Source organism: [Mycobacterium] manitobense, from assembly GCF_025821665.1.
GTDB classification, from domain to species: Bacteria; Actinomycetota; Actinomycetes; order Mycobacteriales; family Mycobacteriaceae; genus Mycobacterium; species Mycobacterium arseniciresistens.
Map to the genome: position 1 here is coordinate 44710 of NZ_JACKSJ010000014.1, position 13887 is coordinate 58596.

A 13887-nucleotide genomic window follows, 5' to 3' on the forward strand; every position below is an offset into this window, starting at 1 on the left:
GAGTCAAATGGATAGGAATGACCGCGCGCTTCCACTCACGCGCGGACAGCTCGACGTGTGGCTCGCCCAGCAGACGGGTGACTCCGGCACAGAGTGGCAGCTCGGGCTGCTCGTCAAGATCGAGGGTGCGCTGGACCGCGATGCCCTCGAGTGGGCGATCCAGCGAGTGGTGCGCGAGATCGAACCCGGCCGGGCCGCCTTCGACGAGGTGGACGGCGTGGTCGTCCAGCGGATCGTCGACGACCCGGCGGTGGAGCTCGCCTTCCACGATCTCAGCGGCGCCGACGACGGTCTCGGCGAGGTCCGGCGGATCGCGACCGAAATCCAGTCCGCGCCGATGCCGCTGTCGGGACCCCTGTTCACCTTCGCTCTCTTCGAGACGCGGGCCGACGAGTTCTACCTGTTCGCCTGCTGCCACCACATCGTGATCGACGGGTTCGCCCTGGCTCTGGCCGGTCAGCGGATCGCTTCGGTGTACACCGCCGCCGCCTCGGGAACACCCGTGCCGCCCGCATTGTTCGGGTCTCTGCAGGACGTGGTCGACCTCGAGTCGGAGTACGAAGCGTCCGACGAGTATCTCGACGATCAGGCGTACTGGACCCGGAACCTGCCGTCCGACAGCGCATCCGAATCGCCTGCGACCATCGGCGGCGCAACCGGGGAACCGGTCCCGCCCTCGATGCCGACGGCGCTGGACGCAGGTCTGATCCGGCGGGTGAACGACCTCGCCGAGAAACTCGGTGTGCCGCGGTCGTCGGTGTTGACTGCCGCGTGCGCGCTGCTGGCGCGACAGTGGACCGCCCAGAGCTCTGAGGTGGTGCTGGACTTCCCCGTGAGCAGAAGGGTGCGTCCGGAGTCGAAGACGCTGCCCGGGATGTTCGCAGGTGTGGTGCCGCTCGTGTTGAGCGTGACCGCGCCGTCGTCGGTCACGGACTTCTGCGCGCATGTCGATGCGCGTATCCGAGAGGCAGTGGCGCACCAGCGCTTCCCGGTGCACGCACTCGAGCGGCAGGCCCGGCCGCGGGCAATGGGCCGCGCAGCCCACCGGGTGGGCGTCAACTTCCTGCCGTCCGCGGCGAAGCTCTCGTTCGGCGGTGCCACGGCGACCGCCTCGTACACCAACGCGGGGCCGGTGGGCGGGCTCGGGCTGATCTTCTCGAACGCAGGCGACGACCTGCTACTGAGCACCGCCGGACACGTCGAGGCATTCGCCGACGTCACCGACGTCGAGGCGGGGCTGACCCGGGTGCTGGCGGCGATGACCGCTGATCCACGCAGGTCGTTGTCGTCGATCGATATCCTCGACGCCGACCAGTGCGCCCGCCTCGACCTCGTGGGCAACCGGTCGGCGCTGACCGCCCCGCAACGGCCGGGTGTCTCGATCCCGGAGGCGTTCGCCGAGCAGGTGACCCGGGCGCCCGAGGCGGTCGCGATCAGTTCCGACGGACGGCGCCTCACCTATCGCGAACTGGACGAGGCCTCGAACCGCTTGGCGCAGTTGCTGTCCGAACACGGCGCGGGCCCGGGTCAGCGGGTGGCATTCCTGTTCAACCGCTCCGCGGAGGCCATCGTCACGATGCTCGCGGTGCTGAAGACCGGCGCTGCCTATGTGCCGATCGACCCGGCGCATCCCGATACGCGTGTCGAGTTCATGCTCGGCGACGCCGCGCCGATCGCGGTGATCACCACCGCCGCTCTGGCCGACCGACTCGCCGGCCGCGACCTGCTGGTCATCGACGTCGACGACCCTCGCATCGCCGGCTATCCGGCGACGGATCTGCCTGCGCCCGCCGCCGACGACCTCGCGTACGTGATCTACACCTCGGGCACCACCGGCGTGCCCAAGGGCGTGGCGATCACCCATCACAACGTCACACATCTCATGGCATCGCTGGACGAGGCGGGCCTGCCGGCGGGACCGGAACAGGTGTGGTCGCAGTGGCACTCCTACAGCTTCGACATCTCGGGGTGGGAGATCTATGCCGCACTGCTCAACGGCGGGCAGCTGGCGGTGGTGTCCGAGTCCGTCGCGCGTTCTCCCGAGGATCTGCGGTCGCTGCTGATCCGCGAGCAGGTCACCGTGCTGAGTCAGACACCCTCGGCAGCGGGGATGCTCTCTCCCGCCGGGCTGGAGTCCGTCACCCTGCTGGTGGGCGGCGAGGCCTGCCCGCCCGACCTGGTCGACCGCTGGGCTCCCGGGCGGACGATGATCAACGAGTACGGCCCGACCGAGACCACGATGTGGGTCACCACCAGCGCGCCGCTGACGCCGGGCCCGGGCACGGTCCCGATCGGGACTCCGCTGCCCGGAACGGCCCTGTTCGTCCTCGACGGCTGGATGAAGCCGGTCCCGGTGGGGGTGGTCGGCGACCTGTATGTGGCAGGCCACAACGTGGGCGTCGGATACATGGGTCGTGCCGGCCTGACCGGCTCGCGCTTCGTCGCGTGCCCGTTCGGGAGCGGCGAGCATGCGCCCGGATTGAGGATGTACCGCACCGGCGACCTGGTGCGCTGGGGCGCCGACGGGCAGTTGCAGTACCTGGGCCGCGCCGACGAGCAGGTGAAGATCCGCGGGCACCGCATCGAGCTCGGAGAGATCCAGGCCGCTCTCGCCGCAGTGGACGGGGTGGGGCAGGCCGCGGTGATCGTCCGTGAGGACCGACCGGGCGACAAGCGGTTGGTGGGGTACACCACCGGGACCGCGGAACCCGCCAAGGTCCGCGCCGCCGTCGCCGAGCGGCTACCGGCCTACATGGTTCCGGTTGCCGTGGTGGCTCTCGACGCACTTCCGGTGACCGTCAACGGGAAACTCGACAAGCGGGCACTGCCCGCACCGGAGTACCGGGACGGCGAGGGGTACCGGCCGCCGGGCAATGCCACCGAGGAGATCCTCGCAGGCATCTTCGCCGAGACCCTTGCCGTCGAGCGCGTCGGGATCGACGACTCGTTCTTCGACCTCGGTGGCGACTCTCTGCTGGCGATGCGACTGATCGCCGCGGTCAACGCGGCCCTCGACACCAAGGCGCCGGTCCGGGCGTTGTTCGAGGCGCCGACCGTGGCCCAGCTGGCCCCGCACGTCGGCGATGTGGTCGACGTCCTCGACCCGCTGGTGCCCGTCGAGCGGCCTTCGGTGGTGCCCTTGTCGTTCGCGCAGAACCGGTTGTGGTTCCTCGATCAGTTGCACGGTCCGTCGCCGGTCTACAACATGGCGGTGGCGCTGCGCCTTCGCGGTGCCCTCGACGTGGACGCGCTGCGCGCGGCGCTCGCCGACGTGGTCGACCGCCACGAGAGCCTGCGCACCGTCTTCGTCGCCACCGAAGGTGTTCCTCACCAGCTGGTGCTGCCCGGTGAGAACGTCGAATTGGGATGGCAGTTCGCCGACGCCACCGGCTGGTCACCGCGCCAACTCGAGGAGGCCATCGACGCGGCAGCCGGCTACACCTTCGATCTGGCGGCCGAGATCCCGCTGCAGGCAACGCTTCTCCAGACTGCAGACGACGAGCACGTGCTGGTGGGCGTGGTGCACCACATCGCTGCCGACGGGTGGTCGGTGGCCCCGCTGGTCGCCGACCTCGCCGTGGCGTATGCGGCCCGGGCCGAGAGCCGTTCGCCGGGGTGGGCGCCGCTGCCGGTGCAGTACGTGGATTACACGTTGTGGCAGCGCGCGCAGCTGGGCGACGTCGAGGAGTCGGGCAGCCGGATCTCCGGTCAGCTCGACTACTGGCAGGAGGCGCTCGCCGGACTGCCCGAGCGGCTGGAGCTGCCGACCGACAGGCCGTATCCGCCCGTCGCCGACTACCTCGGCGCCAGCGTCACGGTGGACTGGCCGGCAGAGCTGCACCGGAGTGTGCGCGACGTCGCCCATCAGCACAATGCGACGACCTTCATGGTGGTGCAGGCCGCGCTGGCGGTGCTGCTCGGCCGGTTGGGCGCCACATCCGATGTGGCGCTGGGGTTCTCAGTGGCCGGGCGCACTGATCCGGCGCTCGACGAACTGATCGGGTTCTTCGTCAACACGTTGGTGCTGCGGGTCGATCTGGCCGGTGATCCGACAGTCGGTGAGGTGCTGGACCAGGTGCGGCAGCGCAGCCTGGCCGCGTTCGAGCATCAGGACGTGCCGTTCGAGGTCGTCGTGGACCGGCTCAACCCCACGCGCTCCAGGACGCATCATCCGCTGGTCCAGGTGCTGCTGGCCTGGCAGAACTTCGCAGGCCAGAATGCCGGTGACCCGGCGGCCGGTGTGACGTTGGGTGACGTCGAGGTCAGCGAGCTCCCGGTGCAGACCCGCACCGCCCGAATGGATCTGGCTCTCGCGCTCGGTGAGCGATGGACCGTTGACGGTGAGCCGGCGGGCATCGGCGGGTCCGTGGAGTTCCGTACCGATGTGTTCGACGGCGCGAGCGTCGAGCTCATGATCGAGCGGCTGGCCCGCCTGCTGATGACCATCACCTCCGACTCCGCGCAGCGGCTCACCTCGGTGGACGTGCTCACCGACGACGAGCGCGCGCGCCTGGCTGTGCTGGGTAATCGGGCTGTGCTGTCGGCGCCGGTGCGTGCGTCGACGTCGGTACCGGTGGTGTTCGCCGAGCAGGTGGCGCGGTGCCCGGAGGCGGTCGCGGTGACCTGTGCGGGCCGTTCACTGTCCTATCGGCAGCTCGATGAGGCGTCGAATCGATTGGCGCACTTGTTGTCCGGAGTCGGTGCCGGACCCGGGCGGCGGGTCGGCATGCTGTTGCCGCGGTCGATCGAGGCGATCGTGGCGATCTTGGGGGTGCTCAAGACGGGTGCGGCGTACGTGCCGATCGACCCGGCACACCCGGATACGCGCATCGGTTTCGTGCTCGGCGATGCCGCGCCGGTCGCGGTGGTGACCAGTGCGGATCTGGCGGCGCGTGTCGACGGCCGTGGTCTGGTGGTCGTCGATGTGCAAGATCCGGGTCTCGCCCGGCAGCCCGGCACCGCGTTGGCGGCGGTGCCGGCGCCCGATGACATCGCGTACCTGATCTACACCTCCGGCACCACCGGTGTGCCCAAGGGTGTCGCGGTGGCTCACCGCAACGTCATCGAATTGCTGGAGTCTCTGCAGGACGACCTGGACATGGCGGGTCAGGTGTGGACGCTGGCACATTCGCTGGCGTTCGACTACTCGGTGTGGGAGATCTGGGGTGCGCTGCTCGGCGGCGGGCGGCTGGTGGTGGTGCCCGAGTCGGTGACGCGTTCACCGCAGGAATTCCACGAACTGCTGGTGGCCGAGCAGGTCACGGTGCTGAGTCAGACGCCGTCGGCGTTCTATGCGTTGCAGAGTGTGGATGCCGCCGAGCCCGAGCAGGCCCGCCGGTTGGCGTTGCGCACGGTGGTGTTCGGCGGTGAGGCGCTCGAGCCGCAACGGCTCCGCCCGTGGCTGGACGCTCATCCGGGGCTTCCGCGGATGATCAACATGTACGGCATCACCGAGACCACGGTGCACGCCTCGTTCCGCGAGATCGTCGACGGCGACACCGACAGCATTGTCAGCCCGATCGGGGTGCCCCTGGCGCATCTGGGCTTCTTCGTGCTCGACAGGAGCCTGCGGCCGGCTCCGGTGGGTGTGGTCGGTGAGTTGTACGTCGCCGGTGGCGGTTTGGCGGTCGGATATGTGGGCCGGTCGGGACTGTCGGCGACGCGGTTCGTGGCGTGTCCGTACGGGGGCCCAGGAATGAGGATGTATCGCACCGGGGATCTGGTGCGCTGGGGTGCCGACGGGCAGCTGCAGTATGTGGGCCGCGCCGATGAGCAGGTCAAGATCCGCGGGTACCGCATCGAGCTCGGAGAAATCCAGGCCGCTCTGGCGGCAGTGGACGGCGTGACGCAGGCGGCGGTGACCGTGCGCGAGGACCGTTCGGATGACAAGCGTCTGATCGGATACCTCACCGGGACCGCCGATCCCGCCGAGGTCCGCGCCGCGCTGGCGCAGCGGCTACCGGCGTACATGGTGCCGGCCGCGGTGATGGTGCTCGAGGCCCTGCCGCTGACGGTCAACGGCAAATTGGACACCCGCGCGTTGCCCGCACCGGAGTACCGCGACGGCGATGGCTACCGGGCCCCCACCAACGCCACCGAAGACATCCTGACCGGCATCTACGCCCAGGTCCTCGGCCTCGACCGCGTCGGCATCGACGACTCCTTCTTCGAACTCGGCGGCGACTCGCTGTCCGCGATGCGGGTGGTCGCGGCGGTGAACACGACACTGGGCGCCGGACTCTCCGTGGGGACGTTGTTCGAGGCGCCCACCGTGGCGGCGCTGGCGCCCCGCATCGGTGAAGAGGTCTCGGGGTTCGAGCCGTTGGAGGCCGTCGAGCGGCCGGCGGTGGTGCCGTTGTCGTTCGCGCAGAACCGGTTGTGGATCCTCGATCAGCTGCACGGTCCGTCGCCGGTCTACAACATGGCGGTGGCGCTGCGCCTTCGCGGTGCGCTCGACGTGGAGGCGCTGCGCGCGGCGATGGCCGATGTGGTGGACCGCCACGAAAGCCTGCGCACCGTCTTCGTGGCCACCGACGGCGTCCCGCAACAGCTGGTCCTGCCGGTCGACAGAGCCCAATTCGGATGGCGGATCGTCGACGCCACCGCCTGGTCGGCCGATCGGCTGGAGGAGGCCATCGAGGGAGCCGCCGGTCACAGCTTCGATCTGGCGGCTGAAATCCCGCTGCAGGCAACGGTGTTCCGCCTCGCCGACGACGAGCACGTGCTGGTGGGCGTGGTGCACCACATCGCCGCCGACGGGTGGTCGATCACTCCACTGGTGGCAGACCTGGCCGTGGCGTACGAGGCGCGGGTGAGGGGCAGCGGCCAGCAGTGGGCGCCGCTTCCGGTGCAGTACGTGGATTACACGCTTTGGCAGCGCGCGCAATTGGGTGACATCGACGACCCGACCAGCCGGATCTCCGCGCAGCTGGCCTTCTGGCAGGAGACGCTGGCCGGATTGCCCGACCGACTCGAGTTGCCGACGGATCGGCCGTATCCGCCGGTGGCCGACTATCGCGGCGCCAGCGTCGCCGTGGACTGGCCGGCGCAGTTGCAGAGGCAGGTCGACGCGATCGCCCGCGAGCACAACGCGACCACGTTCATGGTGGTGCAGACCGCCCTGGCGGTGCTGCTGGGGAAGTTGAGTGGCAGTGCCGATGTGGCGGTCGGGTTCCCGATCGCCGGACGCAACGATCCGGTCCTCGACGAGCTGGTCGGGTTCTTCGTCAACACGATGGTGCTGCGGGTCGACCTGACGGGGAACCCCACCGTCGGCGACATGCTGGAGCAGGTGCGCCGGCGCAGCCTTGCCGCGTTCGAGCACCAGGATGTGCCGTTCGAGGTGCTGGTTGACCGGATGAACCCGAACCGGTCGATGACGCATCATCCGCTAGTTCAGGTGCTGCTCGCGTGGCAGAACTTCGCGGGGCAGGGAATCGCCGCCGGCGCGGCGATGGGCGGCGTGGAAGTCAGCGAGCTTCCGGCCGCGACCCGCACCGCACGGATGGATCTCACGTTCTCGCTGGCGGAACGATGGACCGACGACGGCGAGCCGGCCGGAATCGGTGGGTCCGTGGAGTTCCGCACCGACGTGTTCGACACCGCAGGCATCGAGGCGCTGATCGGGCGGCTCGAGCGGGTGCTGACGACCATGTCCCTCGCCCCGGACCGTCGACTGTCGAGCATCGACGTGCTCGAGCCCAGCGAGTTGAACCGACTCGATGGATGGGCCAATCGGGCTGCGCTGGAACATGTTCGGCCGTCGGTGGCATCGATCCCCGAGCTGTTCGCCGAGCAGGTGTCGCGGTGCCCCGAGGCCGCGGCGGTGACGTTCGAGGGCCGCTCGATGACCTATCGACAGCTGGACGAGGCCTCCAATCGACTGGCGCATCTGCTGCTCGGGCACGGTGCAGGCCCGGGGCGGCGGGTGGCGCTGTTGCTGAACCGATCGGCCGATGCGATCGCCGGGATCCTCGCGGTGCTCAAGACAGGGGCGGCCTACGTGCCGATCGACCCTGCTCACCCCGACTCGCGGATCGGCTTCGTGCTGGACGACGCCGCGCCCTCGGCGGTGCTCACCACCGGCGGGATGGCGCAGCGGCTGAACGGCCGCGAGCTCGCGGTGATAGACATCGCCGACCCGCGACTGCAGGAGCAGCCCACGACGGGACTGGCGGCGCCGTCCGCCGACGATGTCGCGTACCTCATCTACACATCGGGCACGACGGGCAAGCCCAAGGGCGTGGCGATCACCCATCACAACGTGACCGAGCTGTTGACGTCGGCCGGCGAACGCATGGAGCTGGGCGGGCAGGTGTGGTCCCAGTGGCACTCACTGGCCTTCGACGTGTCGGTCTGGGAGATGTGGGGAGCCCTGCTGCACGGTGGACACCTCGTGGTCGTCTCGGAAGCGGTCGCACGCTCACCCGAGGATTTCCACGCGCTGCTCATCGACGAGCGGGTGACCGTGCTGAGCCAGACGCCGTCGGCGTTCTACGCGCTGCAGACCGTCGACGGTTTGCAGCGCGAGGCCGGTGCGCAACTGAACCTGGCGGCGGTGGTGTTCGCCGGCGAAGCGCTTGAACCGGAGCGGCTGCGACCCTGGCTGGCGGATCATCCGACACTGCCGCGACTGATCAACATGTACGGCACCACCGAGACCACGGTGCACGCCTCGTTCCGCGAGATCGTCGCCGATGACGCGAAGGGCAGCGTCAGCCCGGTCGGTGTGCCGCTGGCCAATCTGGCCTTCTTCGTACTCGACGTGTGGATGCGTCCGGTGCCCGCCGGAGTCACCGGTGAGTTGTACGTGGCGGGCCCCCAGGTCGGGGCCGGCTACGTGGGCCGCCCGGGACTGACCGGAACACGCTTCGTGGCCTGCCCGTTCGGCGCGCCCGGGGCGCGGATGTACCGCACCGGTGACCTCGTCGCGTGGAGCGTCGATGGGCAGTTGATGTACCAGGGCCGCGCCGACGAGCAGGTCAAGATCCGCGGATACCGAGTTGAACTGGGTGAGATCCAGAACGCGCTGGTGAAGCTCGACCAGGTGGCGCAGGCCGCGGTGATCGTGCGAGAGGACCGCCCCGGCGACAAGCGTCTGGTGGGTTACGTCGTCGAGTCGACCAGTGGGGCACTGGATCTCGCCGCAGCGCGCACGGAGCTGGCCGAGCGCCTGCCCGCCTACATGGTTCCCGCGGCGATCGTCGTCCTGGACGCCTTGCCGCTGACGGTGAACGGCAAGCTCGACCGTCGCGCGTTGCCTGCGCCCGAATACCAGGCAGCTGACGACTATCGCGCGCCTGCGACGGCGGTCGAGGAGGTGCTGGCCGACATCTACGCCCAGGTCCTCGGGTTGGAGCGGGTCGGTGTCGATGAGTCGTTCTTCGAACTCGGCGGCGACAGCATCCTGTCGATGCAGGTGGTCGCCCGGGCGCGGGCGGCCGGCCTGACGTGCCGGCCCCGCGATGTCCTCGTCGAGCAGACGGTGGCCGGAATGGCCCGGGTCGTCGGGGTTGCCGGTGACACCGCGGTGCGTGACGCCGGCGTGGGCCGGGTCGAGGTCACCCCGATCGTCGGCTGGCTCCGCGACATCAGCGGCCCGGTCGGTCAGTTCAACCAGACGATGGTGGTGCAGGCGCCCGCCGGGGCCGAGGCGCCGGACGTGCGGATCCTGTTGCAGGCGTTGCTCGATCGGCATCCCATGCTGCGGTTGCGCGTCGATGACGACGGTGCGGGGGGCTGGGCGCTGCACGTGCCCGAGCCCGGCTCGGTCGATGCCGACGCATGCGTGGAGGATGTCGATGCGGTGACCGACGAGGCACTGGTCGGTGCGCGGTCGCGGCTGGATCCGATGGCGGGCGCGATGGTGTCGGCGTTGTGGGCGTCGGCGACCCGTCAGCTCGTGCTGGTCGTTCACCATCTCGCGGTGGACGGCGTGTCGTGGCGCATCCTCCTCGAGGACCTGAACATCGCGTGGGTGCAACACCGGAGCGGCCAGCGGATCGCGTTGCCGGAAGGGGCCACATCCTTCGCCCGGTGGTCGGCGCTGCTGGCCGAACACGCCGTCGACCCCGCGGTCGTCGCCCACGCCCAGCGCTGGCGGGAGGTGGAGTCCGCGGCGGCCGTCCTGCCTGCGCCCCGGCCCGAACAGGACACCTTCGCGACCGCCGGTCAGCTGACCGTCGAACTCGACTCCGACATCACAGCGCGACTTCTCGGGGAGGTGCCTGCGGCGTTCCACGCCGGCGTCCAGGACATCCTGCTGATCGCTTTCGCCATGGCGTGGACGGAGTTCCTCGGTGAGCGCGGCGCCGCGATCGGTATCGACGTGGAGGGTCACGGCCGCGACGAGGAGTTGGCGGCAGAGGCGGATCTGGGCCGCACGGTCGGGTGGTTCACCGCCAAATACCCGGTGTCGCTGGCCCTCGAGCAGCCGGCCTGGACCGACGTCGTCGCCGGTGAAGCGTCGCTCGGCCACGCCGTGAAGGCGGCCAAAGAGCAACTCCGTTCTCTTCCGGACGGAATCACCTACGGCCTGCTGCGGTATCTGAATCCGGACGTCGACGTGGCCGGACCCGATCCCGTGATCGCGTTCAACTATTTCGGCCGGCTCGGTGCGGCGGACCTCACCGACGAGATGTGGAGGGTCGACCCGGACGGGCTGGCGCTGACGGCGAAGGCGACCGCTGTGCCGACACCGTTGGGGCACACCGTTGTCCTCGACGCCGGAACCCTGGACGGTACCGACGGCCCCCACGTGCGCGCGACGTGGACGTGGGCGCAGTCAGCCCTCGGCCACGATCAGATCAGCCGGGTCGCAGGGCTGTGGCAGGAGGCGCTTTCCGGCATCACCGCCCACGTCCGGCGGGGCGGCGGTGGCCTCACGCCTTCCGACATCGCGCCGGCACGGCTCACCCAGGGCCAGATCGACGGCCTGTCGCAACACCTTTCGATTACCGACGTGTTGCCGCTGACTCCGCTGCAGCGGGGGCTCTACTTCCACTCCACCACCGCGCAATCGCAGGACGACCTGTACGCGGTGCAACTCGACATCGACGTCGCCGGCGAACTCGACGCCGACCGGTTGCGTCGTGCCGTGCTCGGGGTCGTCGTCCGGCATCCCCATCTCGCGGCCCGGTTCATCGACGAGTTCGACGAACCGGTGCAGGTGATCGTCGCAGAGCCGGACATGCCCTGGCGGTACGTCGAATCGTCTGGCGACGAGCACATCGATCGTGTGCGTGCCGCCGAGCGTGCCGGGGTGCGCAAGCTGGCCGGGGAGCCGCCATTCCGGGCAGCTCTGATCCGCACCGCGGAGGACCGGCACAAACTGGTGCTGACCTACCACCACCTCGTGATGGACGGCTGGTCCACACCGATCTTGCTGCAGGAGATCTTCGCCGGCTACCTCGGGCACCGCCTGCCGGCGGCCACGCCCTATCGCAGGTACGTGACATGGCTGGCGGAGCGAGACCTCGAAGCCGCCCATTCGGTATGGCGGAATGCATTCGGGGACTTCGAGAATCCCGCATTCGTGGGGTCGGCGGACCATTCCGACGCCGGGCTGCGTGACATCGGGTCCTACCGGATCGGGACCGAGATCACCTCTGCCGTGTCAGAACTCGCCCGCGCTCAGCACACCACGGTCAACACCGTCCTGCAGGCGGCGTGGGCGCAACTGCTGTCCGTGCTGACCGGCCAGAGCGACGTGGTCTTCGGGACCGCGGTGTCCGGGCGGCCGGCTGATCTGGCCGGCGCCGACTCCATGGTCGGGTTGTTGATCAACACGGTGCCGGTGCGGGCACGAATCGCACCGGAGACGACGGCAGCCGAACTGCTCGAACAGTTGCAGCGGTTCGCCAACGACACACTCGAGCACCAGCATGTCGCGTTGAGCGAGATCCATCGCAACACCGGTCACGACCAGTTGTTCGACACCTTGTTCGTCTTCGAGAACTACCCCGTCGAGACCGACACGTTGCCGAGCATCGACGGCCTGGCCATCACAGACTTCGCGACCCGTGAAGAGAACCACTACCCGCTGAGTGTTCAAGCCGTGCCCGGCGAACAGCTCTCGCTACGTGTCGAATTCGACTCCGGGGTGTTCTCCGCGACGGAAGTCGACGCATTGGCGCGACGTTTCGAGCGGGTGTTGTGGGCGATGTGTGGTGATCCGGGTCGGCGGTTGTCGTCGGTGGATGTGCTTGATGCCGGTGAGCGTGGGCAGTTGGATGTCCGTTTCGAGCGGGTGTTGTGGGCGATGTGTGGTGATCCGGGTCGGCGGTTGTCGTCGGTGGATGTGCTTGATGCCGGTGAGCGTGGGCAGTTGGATGTGTGGGGCAATCGTGGGGTGCTCGGTGCGGCTGAGGTGCCGGTGTCGATTGTGGAGTTGTTCGATGCTCAGGTGGTGCGGGCGCCGGAGGCGGTGGCGCTGACGTTTGGTGATCGTGTGTGGACCTATGGGGATTTGGACAGGTCTGCGAATCGGTTGGCGCATGTGTTGGTGTCTCGTGGGGCGCGTGCGGGTGAGTGTGTGGCTGTGGTGATGCCGCGTTCGGGTGAGGCGATCGTGGCTATTTTGGCTGTGCTCAANAGTGGTGCGGCGTATTTGCCGATTGATCCGGCGGTGCCGTCGGCGCGGGTGGAGTTCGTGGTCGGTGATGCTGCTCCGGTGGTGGCGGTCAGTACTGCGGAGTTGGCTGGTGGGTTGGCCGGTCTTGGTGTTGTGGTGGTGGCTGTTGATGATCCGGCGGTGGCTGCTGCGCCGGATACTGCGCCGGTGGCGGGTCCGGCGGCTGATGATGTGGCGCACATCATCTACACCTCGGGGACGACGGGTCGGCCCAAGGGGGTGGCGGTCAGTCATCGCAATGTGACGCGGTTGTTCGAGTCGATGGATGTCGGGTTTGAGCTGTCCGCGCAGCAGGTGTGGACCCAGTGTGCGTCGTATGCGTTCGACTACACGGTGTGGGAGATCTGGGGTGCGCTGCTCCATGGTGGGCGGTTGGTGGTGGTGCCGGAGTCGGTGTTGCGTTCGCCGGAGGATTTCCAGGCGTTGTTGGTCACCCAGCGGGTCAGTGTGTTGAGTCAGACTCCGTCTGCGGTGGGGGTGTTGTCGCCGGAGGGGTTGGCTGGTACGGCGTTGATGGTTGCGGCGGAGGCCTGCCCGGCTGAGGTGGTGCGGCGGTGGGCTCCGGGTCGGGTGATGATCAATGGTTACGGTCCGACCGAGACCACGGTGTATGCCACGATCAGTGCGCCGTTGCAGGCTGATTCGGATGTGGTGCCGATCGGTTCGCCGGTGCCGGGTGCGGCGTTGTTCGTGCTCGATGGGTGGTTGCGGCCGGTGCCGGCGGGGGTGGTCGGTGAGTTGTATGTGGCCGGTCGTGGGGTGAGTTACGGCTATGTGCGGCGGGCGGGGTTGACGGCGTCGCGGTTTGTGGCGTGCCCGTTCGAGGTGGCCGGTGCGGCGCCGGGGCAGAGGATGTATCGCACCGGGGATTTGGTGCGCTGGGGTGCTGATGGGCAGTTGCAGTATCTGGGCCGTGCTGATGAGCAGGTCAAGATCCGTGGGTATCGGATCGAGTTGGGTGAGATCGGGGCCGCGCTGGCTGCACTGGACGGTGTGGGTCAGTCGGTGGTGGTGGTGCGTGAGGATCGGCCCGGGGACAAGCGGCTGGTGGGCTACATCACCGGTGGTGCTGATCCGGTCGAGGTGCGTGCGGCGTTGGCGCAGCGTCTGCCGGGGTACATGGTGCCCACTGCGGTGGTGGTGCTCGANGCGTTGCCGTTGACCGTCAACGGCAAGCTGGACAAGCGTGCACTGCCTGAGCCTGAGTACGGCGACAGCGGTGGTTACCGGGCACCTTCTGATGCGGTCGAGGAGGT

1 protein-coding gene is annotated in these 13887 nt (G+C 68.7%); it reads left to right on the forward strand.

Features of this window, described 5'->3' with window-relative positions:
* Positions 1 to 7: 7 nt before the first annotated feature.
* Positions 8 to 13887: non-ribosomal peptide synthetase (locus H7I41_RS00875; protein WP_264010659.1), on the forward strand; the 13880-nt coding region annotated here is incomplete at its 3' end.